The organism is Ancylothrix sp. D3o (assembly GCF_025370775.1).
Lineage (GTDB): Bacteria > Cyanobacteriota > Cyanobacteriia > Cyanobacteriales > Oscillatoriaceae > Ancylothrix.
Genome location: NZ_JAMXEX010000040.1, coordinates 1 through 18,998, shown reverse-complemented (window position 1 = coordinate 18,998; position 18,998 = coordinate 1). Strand labels below are relative to the sequence as shown.

Below are 18,998 nucleotides of genomic sequence, written 5' to 3'. Positions count from 1 at the left end.
TCTCCCCTTTTTACTGCTGCAATCGCTTTCGTCCTTAAATCATAACTATATGGTGCCGGCATAACTGTTTTCCTCGAGTTAGCTTTTGGTATATCTTATCATATTTTTGTCCTAACCTTATGCCGTAGTGCTATACTGCCCATTCTTGTAAAAAATTAGTGTCACTAAAAGCCTGGCTAATTTTTTCTGGTGTACCTGTATTAAATGTGGAACCACCCATACATAGATTTTTTTGGGCGGCTTCGTCATTGTTGGAGATAAACACTTATTTAACCTCTTTTGATTTGTACAAGTTTATAGACTCAAAATGTTCCTGATATTCTTCTAAAATATCTACGCGCTATCAAAATTTATTCTTCAAACTCCCTTCACTATGATTATGTATTTTTTCATAAAACCTCCAAATCCCTTGACTCCTTAATATTTAACTCCAACATTCCATCCCCTACATTATTCGGTATTACCCCCATAACTTTAATTTCTTTATTCTGGAGTTCCAGCACATTAGCAGCACCGGGGACTTGATTAAGAATTTGTGAGGAGACTACCACACGGTAAGCTCGGTTGTCTTCTCCTATTAAAGTTAACCAAACTGTGTCAGCATTAGGCCGCTTCCAGCCATTTATTCGCCCCCGGATCGAAGTCTCTGTATTAATGACTTTTCTGGAACCTGTGCCCGCATCATTTGCACAAAAGAAACTAACGGGGTTTTTCCTAAAATCAGAACAGCCTAAAACTTCTTCGGTTCTTCGGATAATTTCCTTGAAAGCTGTATAATCTGGTTCTGAACCTGCACGATAGTTGGCTTGTTTTTGGAGGTTTTTAGGGGCGTTCAGCAAAACTTTTTGAATTGCCTTTGTGTCTGATTCGGAGAGTTCAGGAGACAGATATACTCCAGAACCCGGAATGTCACGACTCAAGTGGATAATGCGGATATCGGGTTCGTTTTTGACTGTATCACCTAAAGCACCCGCACCCAAATCAGCTTTTCTTTCCCTCACCATTTTCCGAATTTCCTGCCCTCGGTGTCCCATATCTACCGTTAGCGTTTTTCCATACAAATCGTAAACGGGCATATAAAAACTTGATGCTGAATTAAATCCGCCCAACGCAATTACTGTGCTTGGCGTTATGTCATTGAGAGATTGAATTGGGCTGTCGGCTCTGACGTATAATGCAGACTGATAATAAGGTGGCTTTTCAGGAAACATTAAAGCCGCAAATTTATAGCCATTATCTTTGGCAGCTACAGAAATGATGGGAGAGAGGGTAAAGGCAATATCCCACTGTTTCTTAGCTATTCGATTCTTAGCTTCTGAGTAAGGTAGATTCTCGTCCCCATCAATCGTCAAATTTACTTTTTTACCAATAAAAAATTCAATAAAATTACTAGGAATTAACTCTTTTTGTAAATAATCTGCTAACTCGCCGTTGTACTTGGGAGCGCTTAACGTGCCAATTGTTAAGGCTTTGGCTTGTACTTTTGGTTTCCACAAGTAGGGAAGTGATCTCGTTACGATTCCTAAAATAACCAGAGAAACAATAGAAGCAATCACCAAAATCTGGCGATTTTTTGATGCCGATGAGGGGGATGCCGTTGCTATTGGTGTAGGAGGGGGTACAGAAGAAGGAGTGTTTGGCTGCATCGGCGTAGGAGATTCTAAGGCATAGAGCATTTCCCCTGCGCTAGAGTAGCGATCACGAGCGTGGGAGCGAACTGCCTTATCTAACACATCCGCTAAACTGGTACTCACGACTGGTGCATCATGTCGCCAAATAATTTCTCCCGTAACTGGATCTGTCGCCAAATCTTGCGGCAGCTTGCCGGTGAGTAAATAAATTGCCGTTATTCCCAAACTATATAAATCACTAGAATATACAGGTCTACCGGTTGCCTGTTCGGAAGCCATAAACCCCGGAGTACCAATTACAATTGAGTTTACAGCGTTTCCTTGGGTATTGAGCACGGTACTCATGGCTTCCTTAACCGCACCGAAATCAATCAACACCGGCTTGCCATCTTGCTGCCGGAAAATAATATTGTCCGGTTTGATATCGCGGTGGACTATTCTATTGCCGTGTATGTAGTCAAGCACTCGCAACAGATGGGCCAAAATTTCCCTAACGGCACTTTCGCTGAGTTTTCCCTCCCTCCGCACCTTCGCTTCTAGGGTTTCACCTTTGATATACTCCTGCACCAAGTAAAACTCTCCCGCATCCTCAAAGTAAGCGTACAACTGAGGAATCTGATTATGCTGCCCCAATGTTTGCAACATTGCTGCTTCCTGTTTAAATCGTTCTTTAACGATTTGGTAAAACTGGCGTTGGACTTGGGGTTTGAGTTGTTTGATGACACAGTTTTGCTGCAACGGCATTTGGGTGTCTTCTGCCAGGAATGCCTCGCCGAAACCACCGCTTCCCAAGGGTTTTATTACTTTATAGCGATTATTTAAGAGGATCGGCACGATGGGTACTCCTGGCTAGGGGTGGCTCAATGAGTATGAGACTTCGGGAACAGCGGTCGCTTTTTACCGTCTATAACTCATTTAGCTAACTATCAATTAAAGCTTTTTTGATCTTTTGCGGCATCAGTATTTTCACTCAATTTCGTTAACAAATGAGGAATCCAGGTTGTTTCCCCAGGGATGGGAATGAGCGTCCAGAAACGGGGTTTCTTCAGCTAAGTTCTGCGAGAGGCATAAAGTTAACCCAGAAACGGCGTTTCTTATCTATCGTCTTGGCGGAAAACTTTTACGCAAAAATGGCAAAATTTTTTAAGACTTACGCAAACTATAAAAAACAACACTATCTGTAGGGGCAATCTCCCTATGCCTGCCCCTATATTTAGAGTCTCTGCGTAAATCCTGTTTTTTTAGGCGTTGCTGACTAGCGGTATGATTTGGCAAAATTTCAAACGAGTTTTTAGGGCTTTCAGCCATTGATTCATACTTGTAATCAGCAACGCCTTTTTTAAGTTAATCGTGAAACAGCCCAGAAACGGGGCTTTTCGTCTCTTCCCCGAAAAGAAACCGGGGTTCTATGGTGGATATTACCGTTAACTGTGGAGCCAAAAAAGAAACCCGATTTCTCACACAAAGTGCGATCTCTTCATTTCCCAGATGACTCAAGGTAATATCCATAATCCCTAATTTCCCAATCCGTGAATATTTTTCACCAAATATGGACTAGAGCCAAGCTTTTTAGATGCGATCGCTTTTTGCTGTTGGTAAGCTGACGAAAAACTTTGAGGAAAGCCACCCAATCCTAAGCGATAGATTATTTCTTTGACAGCGACCGATCTGTGATCGAAACCCATCGAGTCTCCTAAAAGTGCTTGTGAAGTGTCAGGCTGATTAAGTTGTAAACTTTTGCGCCAGTACGAGAGTGCTGCCTCAACTTGTAAACTAGCAGCTAAAGCAGTAGCTAAATGGAGATTAGACCAATAGTGATCTGGATTTGTGCTGAGTGCCCTGACATAACACTCACAGCTAATGACCAAAGACTCTTGCGCTGTTTCGAGCATCTGTTTTGCTCCGGCTTCTCCTATGGAAGAAACTCCCAAATTTGCTAAGAAACTTCGATAATCTACTCCACCAAAAACATTATCTCCCCAGAATGAACTGTAACTGCGATCGTAAGCTTCACCGGCTTTAAAAAAGGCTTCGGCACTAGGTTGACTCACCGCTTGCTGGTAAAGTTCATAAGCTTGTGAATTAATTTCTTTCATTTTTTCTTCTGAAAATGCTCGTTCTGAACCTTTAGATTGAACTTCGGATATTTTGTTGTATTCAACCCTAGGCTTCTCCTCGATCGATTCTCTTGAAATAGAAATGCTAGGTGAATCGTCTTCGGGCGTTTGGTTTTCTGAAAATTTATAACCCGAATAAGATGTTTGCGAATTCTCTTTTTGTTTTTCTTCAAACCAGGAAAACCATAAAATGCCAAAACCGATTGCCAGGATTCCTAAAATTATGAAAAAAACCATATAATACCTCCTAAATTTACTCAGATATTACCACGATTTATCGAGATTTTAAATCATCTATTTTAATGGATTTCAAGAGGTGTGATAGCGAACGGCATAAAAAGTCGCTGAAATAATTAAATCCCATGTTTTTCCTTTTATGATATTAGAAACAGCCATCCAGGGCAATTTTGCGGCTGTATCAACTCCTAGATTTCTAGCTTGTTCCATGCTGTGTTCAATTGGTGCGTATTGCCCTGCCAAACTCGCCGAATAAGCACGACTACCTTGCTGAGTCAACATACCCGATGCAATCATTTTGCTAGTCCCTAAGTGGTACATTGCATCAGCAATATTAATCGGCCATAAGTATAAATACTGGCATACTTCTGAATTCCGGCTGGCATCCATAACTCGATTAGAGTTGGGATTGAAGAATCTATCTAGGTTTGGAAATACAAGATCGGGAACAATCGCCAGACACCAAAGTTGTATGGCTTGACAAGCCTCCTCCATCTGTCCCGCTGCTGCTAATGTTTTGAAAGCGCTATAATGCAGGCGAGATAAATGTGGTCTGCTCTCAAACAGTTGATTGTAAATATTCATAGCCCCTTTAAAGTCTCTGATGCGTTTGAGTGCAACGGCTTCTTGTTCTTTGATTATATAATTGGTTTGTCTCATCCAATCTTCTATTTCTCGATTATAAGAATCACCATTACATAAAGCGATTGACCGGGCAATTTCACTCATTCCTTGTTCTATAGAAGTTTGAGAGTAGAGAGTAGAGATTTTCATAATTTTACCTACGTTTTGAAGACGTAAAAACCCGCATATATCCTACAAGTTTCCAATGATTCCCCTCCTTTAACTAAGAGCCGCACATCGCTCCCAGAAACCGACTTTCTGAGCGCAAAGTTCTGCCAGAGGCATAAAGTTAACCCAGAAACCCGGTTTCTTATCTATCGTCTTGGGGGATAACTTTTACGCAAATTGGCAAAAAATTTTTTTCTGATGCGGTAGGGACACGACAATGCCATGATAGCGGGTCATTCATTTGTGCTGTCGGTGAGGCCGGTGAGTTTGTCCTGGGACGGTGAAGCCGGTGAGTTTTGCTCTCTTTTGATGGTGCCGGTAAGTTTGCCCTCGGACGGTGGGGTTGATAGGGCCGGTGAAGTCGATGGGGTCGGTGGATGTCGGGGGATCGGCGCTCGGACGATGATGCCGATAATGTCGGTGGTTTTAGTGAGCCCGGTGAAGTTGGTGGGGCAGGTGAAGTCGATGAACTTAAAGAGGCCGGTAAACCTAAAGAGGCCGATGCCTGTGGTACTTCAGCACTAACACAATAGCAAAGTAGCAAAAAACAGTTTCTTGCCCAACAGGGAAGTCAGCAGACTAAAATGGAAACATCGGAAACATTAGGGAAACATTGAAATTTTTTCTTGACACGCCATTGATAGTGGTGTGAAGATTGGGCTACACCCCAGATTTAGGAGGAGAGCGGCCAGTGAAAGTCACCAGACATAGAGAGAAAATCCTAGAGGCGTTGAGAGAGTGGTTTCGCCTCCACAAAGAGGGGCCGACCCTGGAAGAGTTGTGCGTAGAACTGGGAATGCAGCCGCGTCAAAAAGCAACGGTACAACGATGGTTACAGACCATGCGCGGCATCGACGTAGAATGGGAAGATAATGCAGCCCGCAGTCTCCGGCTGCTTACACGCGAGCCAGAAATTGAACCCGGACTACAGATATCAGTACCGGAAACCTTGCGGTATCTAGCAACGGGATTGGCAGAGTGGGAAAAACGGGAACTGAGTGAGCAAGAGTACATTCCAAAAGCACTCCGCATCGGAATGTCCCGAATGTACCTAACATCTTTACTGCAAGGAGATGAACAAGTCCCCTCGAACCTTCCAGAAATTTTTGAATGGGCAAAAAATCCGGTAGTCGGGTGGAAACCAGCAGCAGAAATTAAATACCTTTCACCGGATGTCACTCTCATCGAAGATGGAGGAATTTCCAACTTTGCTCAACAATGGCAAGTTACAGGTGACGACATAGAAAAGCAGGTGCAAGAAAAAATCTTGCAAGATGTTCTCGAACACTGCCGAGGGTATCAACTAGAAGATGCCTATCGTGTTTTCCGCAAACTGATTATTGAACGTCCCGTCCTCCCCTACCCAGAATACCGCCGCCTCCTTTCGTCCTCCCAATTGAGACCCTTGCGGGACTTCTTGCTACAAACATACATTGATTTAGTCGATTTAGCAGAAGAAAACAGCTATCATTTTTGCCCACGCTGCAAATATGTAATGCACCGTCGCCAAGCTCAAACCTATAGCTGCCGAAACCGAACTTGTGAACAACTGTGCGCCCAACTTCATCTGCCGCCGTCGCCACCAATTCCAAAACATGAAGCACAAACTTGGAAAGCTGTAACCCCAGGCGTATATCGGTATGGGACAATCCCTGGACTTTGGGAAATTCAACTAGCAGAAACTCTTACAAAATTAGGCATCCGTGTCACCCTGTGGCCAGAGATTGATGAATTTGACTTGCTTGTGGAATTTAGCAAGAAAATTCGCTGGGCAATTGATGTAAAAGATTGGTCATACTTGGATGAAGAGCGTTTGCAGAAAACTAGGGAAAAATTACAGCGTCGCTCTGAATTTACAGAAATTTTTATTGTCTTCCCAGATGAGAGAGAAGAAAAATTGCGAATCAAGGTAGTACGCCAACAGATAGAACCGTCTATGGGTGGATTGCGATTGAGGCTGAAGAGTGAAATTATCTCTCAAGCTGAGAAACTTTTAAAGGAGAGAAACCATGCGTGACATCACTAATTGGAGCAAACAATTGCGCCAAACTCTATGTAAATCGGATGACTTGAAATCTCATATTTTTTCTAGCCTACCTGATGTAGATCAAAAAGTACAAAACCAAGAAATACAGCGCATAGCCCAACTGATTGGAGAAGTAGAATTAGGGCTAACTTTATTGAAAGAAATAGCACCGGAAGAAGCTGCAATCTCAGTCTCTGGTCTACTTTCGGGTTATCGTTTTCCGGTTCCATTTCTACAAAATGATATCAAATGGCTCCTAGTACAAAAAGCTCGCTTTTATTTGGTGCGTCACAAAGGGAACCGATGGGAACGTTCACTCTCTGAATACATCAAAATCCCTGAGAGTTTGAGAATTTACAGATTGACGGACATCAATCAATCTCCGCAATTAATTCCCTCAAGTACCTACCCTCGTCGCGGGCAGCTATATCGCCAAACCTTATCAGCAACCCCACCCCACAAAAAAACAAAAATTAAATTAGCAAATCCTGGTTATTGGTATGCTAAGATTTCCCACAAAGGGAATGCTCCTACTGAGGTTCCCATCAATATTCCTCAAGCTGTTTCTCATCTGGCATCCTCGTCACAGGTCTCTTTTCACCGCACGCGAACTCAGGAGAATCCTGCTCATACCGTAACACTAGACGAGTTGCTGATTTCAGCCCACGAAATGGATAGTCAACTGGCTAAATCCAGGTACGATCCAGAAAATTATTATAGCCGCCTTCAAGGGATTGCCTTACGGCTGTATGACGATAAAAGCGATGATTTTTCTCCAGGTTATGAACTGAAACTAGAACAACTCATCCACATTGTTGGTTTATTAAATGTCGGCAAATCTACCCTGCTCGAAGTTCTTATTTATCATTTGGCAAAACAGGGATATCGTTGCGCTTTAATCGTCAATGATGTGGTAGCCGCCGTGCGCCTCGCTTCCCTATTTTGGTACGGATTAGGAATTCGTGCGGCTCCCGTATTGGGGAGTGATCGCTCCCAACAACTGGAAAAAGTTTACGAGCCCATTTTAGCAACAAAGGGTGAGGAAATTGAACAAGGTGCGATTCATCCAGCATGGCGCTGGTTTAGTCCCGTCTGTCCCTTACTCGCTTTAGTGCAATCAGAGGATAAATGGGAATTTGGTTCTGAACCCTGTCACAACCTTTACCAGAAAGTAACTACAACTGAAAAAGACAAAGAGAATGGTACGGAGGATTTAGAAGATTGGGAGGAAAGCGAAACAGAAAATAAATATACTTGTCCTTTTTATTACAAATGTCCTCGCCATCAGTTGGAACAAGACGTCGCGCAAGCTTTTGTGTGGGTATTGACAACCGCTAGCTTCATTCATACCCGCGTCCCCGCTCAAATTTTTGATGAAAAACTTACGTTTGCTGAAGTCGTTTACCGCGAATGTAATTTTCTATTTATTGACGAAGCAGACCGGGTACAGGTGCAGTTTGACGAAGCTTTTGCTCCTGATGAAGTATTAGTTGATGCTTCGGGGAACTCATTGTTAAATAAACTTGGCATCAAATTTGCAGAGGCTATTTATAGTTCAGATCGTCGCAGTATGGGAGCAGAATTAGTAGCCGCCGCTAAAAAAGCGAACGATTACGCTCAAATTGCCACTGATATTATTCTCCCCAAACTGCACAGCCAACCTAAACTGGTTGAATGGTTAGGTTCAAATCCTTTCACTGGTCGTTCTGTATTTGGTCATATTATCCGCGATATTCTTGAACCGAACTCAGACAATGAAAATGTGGAAGCCCCAATTAAACTCAGCCGTAAAGAGCGTAGCCAACAACGGCTAAAACGGATTGAGGCGGGTTTGCCACCTGAAGAGGAACGGCAGCGGCGTAAACAGCTATTGCAAACAATAGAAAAATTTTTGCAAGCCCCCCTTAACCGCCGTAAGGGAGGAGAACTTTCGGAGATCGCCCTTACTATCTTAAGTGCAGAAAGTGAGAAAGTGGTATTAGATGAAGTGGCGGACTGGCTAAATAGATGGCTTGAATCTTCGGGAATCTCTATCACAGATAACAATAAATTTAAAGAAGTTACAGGTCACTTATACTTCGCTATTCTTGTAGCTGTGCTGACGAATCGGTTAGCTTTTCTAGTGGATCATTTAAGCGCTTTAATGCGGACAAGCATTTTTGATTTGCATGACACCAGTCTTTCTCTGGTATATCGCCCGCCCCGCGATTATCTACCAATTTTGCCATCTGCACCTGTGGGAAATATTTTAGGCTTTAAATATACGCGCAATCTCAGCAGCAATGTAGGGGGAAAATTGGAGTATTTCCGTTATGTGGGAGTAGGTCGCTACTTGCTTTTAAATTTCCCCACTCTTTGGGCTGCTGATGGCTGGAATGGCCCCCATACAGTGTTGATTTCAGGCACGAGTTATGCCCCAGGGAGCCCAGCTTACCACATTCAGAAAAAACCTACAGTCTTGCTAGAACCAGCGCCGAATAATGACAAAGCTGGCGATGCAGGAATTGGCGAAAGTGAGTTTTTCTTTTCCCCGCAGCAGAGCGCAGGGAGGTACATTGCTCTATCGGGACAACCACCCGCTGCGCGGAAAAAGAAAGCTGAAGAAATGGTTAAGGCTATCTGTAATAAATCAGGAGAAGCTAAGAGCTTTCTCGCTCTGTTATTTGATACCTTAAAAGATAAAGAACAGCTATATCCCCAGCAGTGGGATAAGCGCCATCGGGTGCTAGTCATTACCAACAGTTATGACGAAGCCGAATGGGTTGAGTCGGTTTTGAAATCGGTTTACCGTGTTGAAAATATCGCCGGTGAAGTCATTCCACAAGGGGAAGGAATTAAAGTCCTTCGTCGTGATAATGCTCCAACTAATTTAAGCGGAATTCGTCGGGGCAAAATTAGGGATTTGCATCAGCTTCCTACCCAGATTGTAGTAGCTCCTTTAATGGCGTTAGAGCGGGGGCATAACATCCTCAACAATAAACAAATAGCAGCATTTGGTGCAGCAGTATTTCTGTGTCGGCCAATGCCTGTCCCGGATGATTGGCAAACCACTGTCCAGCAACTAAACAATTGGGCGCTAGAAAATGCTTCTAATTCTAATCTTTACGAACCCATGCAACGGCGCGGTGACGCTCTTACGCTGTCGAATGTTGAGAACGAATTTTATAAGTATGCGGTGGCAAAGATGCTCGATTTGAGTTGTCGAGCGATGTCTTTTAGACAATTGACGGATGATGAACGGTCTGTGCTTTGTTGGACTCAATTAGTTAGTATCTGGCAAATCATTGGGCGTTTAGTGCGTGGCGGTGTTCCTTGTATCGTTCATTTTTTGGATGTCAAGTTTGCACCTAATTCAGCCGCAGGAGAATTTGACAGCGAAGTTACCTCACTTTTAGTTGGAATTCTCAAAGAACTTCAACTCTCCGTTGAAGGCGAAGAAAAACGACCTTGTGAAAGAACCTTAGCACGTTCGCTCTACGGTGCTTTCTTAACTGCACTCAAAAAAACAAAGGAATTACGCTATGACATTTAAGACAATTCTACCCGGAGCTTGGGAAATGACGGAGGATGTGCAATACAATTTCTTTTCCCTAATCGTTCCTACTGCATGGCAACAAGTTGCTAAATCTCTGGCACACAAGCGTAAGCTACTTGGTAAAGGCTATCCATCTGTGCCAGTCTCCTCTCTCGACCCAATTGTAGCTGCAAGCTTTCCAAAAATTATCCAAACTGCTCGTTTTGGCTGGAAGCATCCATCAGTGCCTTGGGTGTTTGCAACAGAAGCTGCTGACCTTTCATGCTTACCAGAATTGATCAAAGATTGGTTGCGAGAAGAGTTTAGTGAGTGTCTGGGAAACGAGGAAGTCGAGTCGAGTCTCAAAAACCTAGATAATGACGTTTGGCGTTGGGAAGACCCTAAAATTTGTTCTCTGCTGCGTTCTCCAGAAAAGTCCTCTGATGAGATTCGCTTCCAAGCAGTTCCAGATTACCTAGCTGTTGAATTTCTCAAAAATCCTAAAGTTTGCTTTGGTGAAAACAATCAGTATGAACTGACATTCTACCGAGTTGTCACCCTCAATCGGGGGTCTGAACTCATGTCATGGCCTCCTCATCCAGTTTCGCTAATTAAGAGAAATAAACAAGTCGGTACAGCGGATATTTCATTTGTTATTCGTTTTAAGTTGCAGACAGTTCCTTGGCGCAAAGACCCAATTATTTACCATCAACTTTCAATCCGACAATGGATTGTGGAGCCTTTTGATAAATTTCCCTATAGAGGTGCTACCGCTTATATTGGGGATAATCGTCGGTGGTTAGATGGGGTTCGCCAGCCGTTCTGTTTTATGCCTGTACGAATTAAGCAAATGATGGCACAAGAAAAGAGAACACCAAAATGGCCTAAAGCCATTACTGAGATACTAAAGATTAATGACTCTCCACTTCCTGAAATTAATACTTTAGCCTCAGATCCAAAATATCAATGGTCAAGTTTTGGAGAAGAACCATGTGGGATACAGGTGGCAATTTCTTACCATACTTCTTGGGGTGAACTCCCTTGTCTTCGAGGTGTTAGTCCACTAGATTTAGCTAACCTAGATGTAGCAATTCAAAATAAGTTGGTTGGCAAAAATTTACCTCTTCAGCGAGTGGGTGAAGCAATTAAGGTATCTAGTAACTCCGTGTCTTTTTGGGAGCCGGGAACTCCAAAAAAACAAACCGATAAATCCCCTAAAAAACCTGATGATTTATCTACCCCGATGCTGCGACCCAAAATTACTGCACCCGCTGTATTTCGTTCTACTGAAACTCCTTTACATACCATACTTATACTCTGGGAAACCAAAGAATGCCGGGATGAACTCATTGCTGAAATCTGCAAAATACTTGACTTATCACCTACAGGAGAACCTGAGATTTATAACCCCGAAGTAGAAGGGAAAACAACTATGTATCAAGGTTCGTTAGTTTCTTTGCGAATTAAAACTCAGCACGTTCAAGATTTGACACAGAGGCTTGATGTAAATAATGCCTCAAAAGGCAAAAACCTACAACAACAGCGCATTAATTTAATTGATGAGCGAGTCGTTCAGATTGTTTCATCTCTACCAAAATCTCAAGGAATATGCGGTGCATTAATTGAGATAAAACCTAAGAAATTATTCTTTCCAGCGGAGTCAGATCCCAAATTAGCATTAAGAATTGGAGTGATGAAAGCTGGCTATGTCAATCAACACATTCACGCAGTAACATCTCAAAATAAAGAGGGTAAGCAATATGTCCCTAAAGGTACTCTTAATCGAGTGCAAAAAGCTGTTTCGGATTTATTGCGACAATTTGGAATTCTGCCTGCTCCTCTAATTGATCTAGAAAAGGATGGTATCGATCCAAATTTGTGGCTGACGTGTTTCCGCGTCCTGCGTCGCACTCGAAAAACAACGGCTAGTAACACGCCTGCTACTGTTGCATTAATGGTGCGCGTTAACCCTATAAAGGGAATCGTACAAGTTACTACTCCTTCTTTATTTGTGACACAAAAATGGGTATCGTATCCTGTCGGACTTAGCTCTCTAATTACTGAAAAGTGGGACTTTGATTCTTATGTAGATGAAGCGATTGGTGACAGCAATGAAGAACTGTCATTTAGTGATAAAGAACGCGAACAGCAGTTGCTTAATAAATTTATTGCGGATTGCTTGCGTGATTGCCTAAGTACACCAGTTGAAAATGAAAAATTACCTCGCGTACTCTTCATGGTAGAAGCTCAAAATGCCCGCAAAATGCTAACATGGCTACAAAATCCCAAACTACCCGCCAACGATTTACCCCACGAACTGAAACAACACATTCTGACAGAATCAGAACGAAATCGCTTGTCGCTTGTGCGATTGCGAGTTCCAGACGGCGAAGTTCCTGTCGGTATTGTTAAGGGTTATCCCGGTAGCAGAACTAGCGGTTTATTCTGTTGGAAAGATGTGTATGATGATGAAAAAAATATGCTTTATCTAAGCATGAGAAAAGGGTTAAATACTGAACAAAACACATTAAAACAAAAGCAGTCTCGGCTTGATAGTGGCAGCGGACAAGCTGGAAACCGAAAACTCCTAGAGATAGCTGTCATTTATTGCCCTGAAATAAATGCAGAAAAATTGGCTTGTTTCGTCCATAGTCTCAGAGACCGCTGGCCCTATTTTGCAGATGAGATTTCTTTGCCGTTTCCTTTTCCTTTTGCTACTTTGGCCAAAGAGTATGCGGTTAGTGCCAAAGATCCGGTTGATTCATCTGAGGAATTAGAAGATTTAGAAGAATCTCTTGACTAACAATAATCGATAGCTCGAATGTCAGGGGTAGCAGTTTCATCCAAAGTGTGTAATAGAATTGTTACCCCCCTGAAGAGTCCTAGAAACTGCTGTTTCTTAATCCATAATCCCTAAGATTTTCCATCACCAATAACACCTCGAATCACCCAAATTCCAGCAAATTCTTTGGCAAATTTACCAGCCGTTGCTTTTAACTCACATTCTGCACTAAAAATTGGATGAACTGATGTCGGAACCGTAACCACAACCGCTCACCTTACCGAATCCTATACCCACAGCAATGTTTAGCGGGACTCAAACTTGGCAAGCAATCCCCCACTACAAAGGTGCGGAAAAATGACTTACCAAGTTTGTTGAGTTCTTAAGCGCTCAAAATCCTATAAGCTGACAGTCTAAACTCTGGAAATGTGGGGGAAATAATAACTTCTGAATCGCGGTACTCCAATCTCTCGTAAGTATCCGCCTGCAACACCAGCACTGAAACCACACCGGCTTTTAGATCCACAATCCAATACTCCCCGGCCTTCTGTTCCGCATACTCTTGCAGCTTGGCTTGATAGTCTGTCTTTTTTGAACCAGGACTAACGATCTCTACCACCAACAAAGCCGGCTTTCTTAAAACCGCTGATTTCGTCTTCTCTGCCTTTAGCTCCTGCCATTGCTCCTCAGTCCCAGTCGCAGATGTCTGGGGTGCGTGAGCGTTCTCGAACCGTTTCAGGGTTAACCCCCGTGTACACTCCTGCATCTCGTTTAACTTTCCAAGATTGGCCCTGCTTCCTAATGGCCCTTTCGTTCTTCAGATGCCAGCACATCAATAATATCCGAGTGATCTGCCGTTGGTAGAGGAACCATCTCGCGCCTCCCCATCCACCAATTCGTAGCGGTTGTCTGTCCCATCATCAAATGTCAGGTACTCCTCAAAGGTCAATAAATTTTTGGCTTGCATGAACATTGCTCTCCTTTTAGTGTTGATTTGAATAAATAAGTGGGTTTAGCTAGGCTTTGAACTTTTTTTGTCTTGAGTTATTCAATTTTCGCCTCCGTTCTCTCCGTGTGCAGAGGAGCCGGTAGTTAGATGCCTACATCGGGTTTGGAGGCCGGTGGGGGATAACATTTTGTTATCGGGTTTGGAGGCCGGTGTAGTTCTGTACCCAGCACTCATCGGGGGCAAGTCCGTCATCTGGAGCAGCGGGAGAGGGGCCGGTGTATTCTGTTGGCCATTTAACCCTTAAGTCTGCTATTAAATGCCGGTCTTGACACATCTGTGGTGGGTGTATGGTAGCTCGCACTTGTGTCATAAAAGCATAAGGGCCAGGGACATGAGAGCGCTTTTCAGGTGGCGCAGAGAGAAATTGTCCACCCCACCTCCCGTGATGTGGGGTAATACCGGCCTACGCACCTATAGATATTTTGGCCATTTTCCAAACGTAACGTCCTCGTACTGATGTTTGGGGTGGCACCGGCTCCATCATTAGAAGAGGCACCCTCCTAAACAGCTTTTACCTTTAAAAATGAAGCATAATTTTATGCTAAACTTTTTGTATGGTAATAAATTTATTTTTTTATTTATATCTTGATTTAAGTAAAATACTCTAAATTTTTAGGAACGCTCTTTTTTTTGGATGTGGACGGATTTGATAAAAAACTGCTGATTTTTTTATTTTCTTTTGGCGGGCAATAAATCTTTTAGTTTTGGCAGTTTCGCCCTATAAGTATTACGGAAACAATGCTTTACCAGAGATGATTAATTTGAAGAACGCTACCGGACTCCGGTAGGGCGTTATTGCCTGTGTGGAAGTTCCCCCTAGACTGTGGGAAGATTAAAACACCAAGTATGGGTTTACTGTCCCGTTTCCGCCTATGAAAGCGTCTAAAAAAGGTAATGATGTCCCAGTTGTTCTGGCATTAGCGGAACCATTACCTCTAGCTAGACACCCGGCGGCTGTCTACTTGAGTCAATTAGCAGCGTCGTCAAGGCGGACGATGACACACAATTTGAATTGGGTGGCCAATTTACTGAGTAATGGCCAATGTGATCACCTGACTTTGGATTGGGCAAAACTAAGATATGAACACACCGCTGCGCTACGTTCAGTTTTGGCAGAAACACATCCACCAACAACAGGCAACCTAAAGCTGACAGCGGTTAAGCAAGTTCTTAAATGTGCTCGCAAACTGAAGCTGATAACCATTGATGATTATGAAGATGCGGTGAGTGTGCCTCCCCTGACAGGAAATACACCACCAAGGGGCCGACTTTTACAACCAGAAGAAATAGGAGCGCTGATCCGGGTATGTGTAGAATCTAAAACGCCATCCGGGATGAGAGATGCAGCGGCGATTGCCTGTTTATGTGCAGGATTAAGGCGATCTGAAGTAGTAGCACTGAATTTAAAAGATTATAATGCAGAGAACGGCTGTCTATTGGTAGTAGAAGGAAAAGGGAAAAAGACTCGTCAGGCATATTTACCACCGGGGGGCACTAAATTAATTGAAGATTGGTTAGGGGTAAGAGGACGTAAAGCAGGCCCATTGCTTTACCGATGTGTTGGGAAGGCCATTCAAACGGAACGCATAACTGCTGATGCCCTAGCGTTAAGGTTGATAGAAAGGGGGGCAGCAGCCGGCCTCGGTACTTTTTCTGCCCATGATTTTCGCCGTACATTTATTAGTAATCTGTTGGATAAGGGGGCGGATATGGTGACAGTGCAAAAGTTGGCCGGTCATGCAGACCCGGCGACTACGGCTAAATATGACCGGCGCGGTGAAGAAGTAAAACGCAAAGCGGTCGAATTGTTAGATGGGTTCGGTTTAAATCCTGAATTATAGTAATTCCAGCAACTAGACAAACCCAATTAAAAAAGGGAACAATGCCAATATTATTTATAATTTATTTCCATCAACCAGCCGGCTCACCCCAAAAGCTTTGGATAGATGGAGCATATTCTGAATTATCAGGAGAAGAGGCCGGTTGTGCCACATAACGGGCTGAGTTTTCCATTGCTAAAATCCTATCTGTATCTCTTACAAATAGTGGGGTAATTAATTCACGCTCATGGAGGAAATCTTGTAGGTTCAACTTCAAACAGCCTTGAAGTAATAGTAGTGTTGAAAGAACCTCTCTTGATTCCTTCAAGGCCCGTTGAATATCTAAAAACACATCTTCTGAAACAGATCCTTCCAACTCAGTCATTAATTCAGGTGATGGTTGAAGCTGCAACTGAGCCAACAAATTAAAAACCTTTTCACTTTTCCTAGTAGCCGCAGCTTCAACCATACCGGCCAATTCAGCACCAACAAAATTGAGGGTACGGTTAAGCAAAATCTTCCATTCCTTGTCGGATAACGGGGAGGAGTTTTTAAACCGGCGATCAAAACGGGCAGCGTGTAATTCAATAATTTGCTTGCGTTCAATTGCTTGAGGAAACCCAACATAAAAAATATCATCAAACCGGCCTTTACGAGTAAGTTCAGGAGGCAAGGCAGCAAGCCGGTTGAGAGTCGCAATCACAAATGTTTCAGATGTCTTATCCTGTAACCAGGTCAACAACTTACCCAAAATCTGAATACTGGTAGCAGCTTCCCCCGTCAAATCCCCACTGTTGGCGGAAAATAATTTATCAAACTCATCAAAATAGAGAACAGACCGGCCTAAAGCTTCAACGCGGCGCAGTAACTCCTCAACATAGACGACGCCACCGGCCACCATAGCCCCAACATCAACAATTACCAACGGAACTTTCAATTTTGCAGCACAAACACCAGCAGCAAAAGTTTTACCAGTACCCGGCGGCCCCACCATTAACCACCCTTTAGGCAATGGCAACCCCAACTTCTGGGCCACAGTCGAATACCGAAACACCACACTATTTAAAGCAGAACGCAGCCGGTCTAATCCACCAAATTCTGACATAAGCGAGGGCTGCTTGAAATTTAAGCCAAATTCTCTAAAACGATCAATTTTATAGTTGAGTAAACCCCCAACCAAATCAATCTCACCTAATAAACCACAATGCCAGTAATAGATTCCACACTTAAACAGATATTAGGTGGGTGATTTTTTACTTTATGGTTTCTTTATAAGTCTTTGGAAAATTGAGGCAATTCCTATCTTAGAAAGAAAAACAGAACATTTATTCAAATATTATAACATGGCCAAAATAAATTACTTTTTTTATTTCTCTACTAATATCTTTAATAACGATGCCGCTCTTACCAATAATTAGCATTTTAGTATTGTAGCAAGCTAATAATTATTTACATCTCAATCTCCAGCCTAAAAACCAGAAGCTTACCCAGAAATACCATAAATTTAGCGCTCCTAATTATCAATTATTCAGGCTAAAATCGCTTTGAACTCCGATAATTTCCCCAGGGACAATATCTCTCCCAAATTTCATAACGCTCAACCACTCACAACCAGAATGATACTACGCTAAGACTACACAGCTTTACATAAGTTTATTTAAGAAAATCTTAAGTAATTATACTCAGTTGATTTTTACCTTATAAACTGTGATTTTTACCTGATAAACTGCGGTTTTTACCTTGTGAATTAGTAATTGTAGAGCTTAAAATCTCTCATAATCACAAAAATTCAGCATTTTTTACCTTATAAAATCCTATTTTTATCTTATAAAAGGCTCTTTTTACCTTGTCATTCTATCAAGCTAAATCCCCTCGTATCTCTGTTAAACTGAATAGTAATCTGGGAAAATGGGGGAAAATAAAATTCTGGACACTTACTCCAGGTTTTAAAATTAACCTTCATTTCGAGGTTTCACCGGCCCCCACTTTTCACAATATTACTATATCGAACAAGCAGACTATATATTTCTCAAAATCATCATTTCAACCAACTTTAGATTTCCTTAAGGTTTGGTGGAACGAGAGATAGATCACACGCCCCTCAAAAGTGGTTAAACGGGAAAAATTGTAACACGAACTTCTATCGAAATAAAATTAGCTAAAAACCCATTACTTGTAAGGGATTCGTGTTGTTATTAAATTATCTGAGCTAAATTAGGTTGAGCAGATAGTCCAAGCTTATAGAATATCATTTTTGCTTCTTATCCTGCTAAGGTCGCCACCTATTCACTGCAAACTGCGAAGATTTAATGATTAACTAGCAGTCTGTGCTTATGTAGTTTCGCTACACCGGCCTACCAAGAATTCAGCACTAACTACCGGCCAGTAAATACCCGACACTAACTACCGGCCAGTAAATACCCGACACTAACCACCGGCCAGAAAGAGTCAAGGACTAACCACCGGCCCGTAAACAACCGTACACTACCAATCGCTCAACAGGCAAAAATGCCACTTCAATGATGCCGGTGTAACAATCCAATGAGGCCGGTGTAACAATCCAATGAGGCCGGCATTATGCAGCAAGCAATATTGTCAGGATTGTCAGAGGAGTTGCAATCAGGGATGGTAAAGAGCATTACACCCAATCAATAATTAATGGACAAGCCTACACTTACTCGAAACAATAACTTTTTCTACAAAACTAATCTTTTTTTTCTTAACAGAATTCAACCCCAAAATTCACCTCCAGCATCAATAATTCTCTTAGGCCTCCCCCTCTCCCAAATTAAACACCGGCCCACAAAACACAAATAGAACCCTACTACACCCATACTACACTACTTTATAAAAGTTTATATTCGGTTTTCCTAAGTAATTGTACTTAAGAAAATCTGCCGTACAAAAGTGCCATTTCTGCCGTAAAAAAGTACCATTTCTGCCGTATATTTGAGCTTGGGTACTTGGTATTTTTGAGGTTTTTTCGGATCTCATGCCGTACAAAAGTGCCATTTCTGCCGTAAAAAAGTGTCATTTCTGACGTATATCTGAGTTTGATAGGATGCTCGAT

Annotated in this window: 13 protein-coding genes; 5 read left to right on the top strand and 8 right to left on the bottom strand. The window is 42.6% G+C overall.

Going from position 1 to position 18,998, the window contains the following annotated elements; genetic code table 11:
• Positions 1 to 389: 389 nt before the first annotated feature.
• The 3 genes from NG798_RS28055 to NG798_RS25240 all read right to left on the bottom strand — a co-directional run bounded on the left by NG798_RS28055 (position 390) and on the right by NG798_RS25240 (position 4,759).
• Positions 390 to 2,465 (bottom strand): protein kinase, encoded by a 2,076-nt coding sequence (locus NG798_RS28055; protein WP_375339003.1) that lies wholly within the window; start codon positions 2,463 to 2,465, stop codon positions 390 to 392.
• 680 nt (positions 2,466 to 3,145) lie between these two features.
• Positions 3,146 to 3,985 (bottom strand): hypothetical protein, encoded by an 840-nt coding sequence (locus NG798_RS25245; RefSeq protein WP_261226485.1) that lies wholly within the window; start codon positions 3,983 to 3,985, stop codon positions 3,146 to 3,148.
• 72 nt (positions 3,986 to 4,057) lie between these two features.
• Entirely contained in the window at positions 4,058 to 4,759 is a 702-nt protein-coding gene (locus tag NG798_RS25240; RefSeq protein WP_261226484.1) for a hypothetical protein, read from the bottom strand.
• Between the two features lie 240 nt (positions 4,760 to 4,999).
• On the opposite strand from NG798_RS25240, the gene NG798_RS25235 reads away from it, so the two are divergent.
• From NG798_RS25235 to NG798_RS25220, 4 genes are all read left to right on the top strand, one after another.
• A complete protein-coding gene (locus tag NG798_RS25235; RefSeq protein ID WP_261226483.1) occupies positions 5,000 to 5,302 on the top strand; it encodes a hypothetical protein in 303 nt (100 codons plus the stop codon).
• A 166-nt stretch (positions 5,303 to 5,468) separates the two neighbouring features.
• Positions 5,469 to 6,794, top strand: a complete 1,326-nt coding sequence (locus NG798_RS25230) for a hypothetical protein (protein WP_261226482.1) — start codon at positions 5,469 to 5,471, stop codon at positions 6,792 to 6,794.
• A complete protein-coding gene (locus tag NG798_RS25225) occupies positions 6,787 to 10,335 on the top strand; it encodes a hypothetical protein (RefSeq protein WP_261226481.1) in 3,549 nt (1,182 codons plus the stop codon). Before NG798_RS25230 ends, NG798_RS25225 begins: the two co-directional genes overlap by 8 nt.
• Entirely contained in the window at positions 10,325 to 13,120 is a 2,796-nt protein-coding gene (locus NG798_RS25220; RefSeq protein WP_261226480.1) for a pPIWI_RE module domain-containing protein, read from the top strand. The genes NG798_RS25225 and NG798_RS25220 overlap by 11 nt, the downstream gene beginning before the upstream one ends.
• 110 nt (positions 13,121 to 13,230) lie before the next feature.
• Here the strand turns inward: NG798_RS25220 and NG798_RS25215 are convergent, their stop codons facing one another.
• The 4 genes from NG798_RS25215 to NG798_RS25200 all read right to left on the bottom strand — a co-directional run bounded on the left by NG798_RS25215 (position 13,231) and on the right by NG798_RS25200 (position 14,418).
• Complete coding sequence (locus tag NG798_RS25215) at positions 13,231 to 13,365, bottom strand: hypothetical protein (RefSeq protein WP_261226479.1); 135 nt, start codon at positions 13,363 to 13,365, stop codon at positions 13,231 to 13,233.
• A 116-nt stretch (positions 13,366 to 13,481) separates the two neighbouring features.
• The gene (locus NG798_RS25210; RefSeq protein ID WP_261226478.1) at positions 13,482 to 13,865 is read right to left on the bottom strand and encodes a Uma2 family endonuclease; all 384 of its coding nucleotides are present in this window, start codon (positions 13,863 to 13,865) and stop codon (positions 13,482 to 13,484) included.
• Positions 13,866 to 13,931: 66 nt separating this feature from the next.
• A complete protein-coding gene (locus NG798_RS25205) occupies positions 13,932 to 14,066 on the bottom strand; it encodes a hypothetical protein (protein ID WP_261226477.1) in 135 nt (44 codons plus the stop codon).
• Positions 14,067 to 14,238: 172 nt separating this feature from the next.
• Entirely contained in the window at positions 14,239 to 14,418 is a 180-nt protein-coding gene (locus NG798_RS25200) for a hypothetical protein (RefSeq protein WP_261226476.1), read from the bottom strand.
• Between the two features lie 685 nt (positions 14,419 to 15,103).
• Here NG798_RS25200 and NG798_RS25195 point away from each other — a divergent pair.
• The gene (locus NG798_RS25195) at positions 15,104 to 15,949 is read left to right on the top strand and encodes a site-specific integrase (protein ID WP_261226475.1); all 846 of its coding nucleotides are present in this window, start codon (positions 15,104 to 15,106) and stop codon (positions 15,947 to 15,949) included.
• 70 nt (positions 15,950 to 16,019) lie between these two features.
• Here the strand turns inward: NG798_RS25195 and NG798_RS25190 are convergent, their stop codons facing one another.
• Positions 16,020 to 17,033 (bottom strand): ATP-binding protein, encoded by a 1,014-nt coding sequence (locus NG798_RS25190; RefSeq protein ID WP_261226474.1) that lies wholly within the window; start codon positions 17,031 to 17,033, stop codon positions 16,020 to 16,022.
• Positions 17,034 to 18,998: the final 1,965 nt, after the last annotated feature.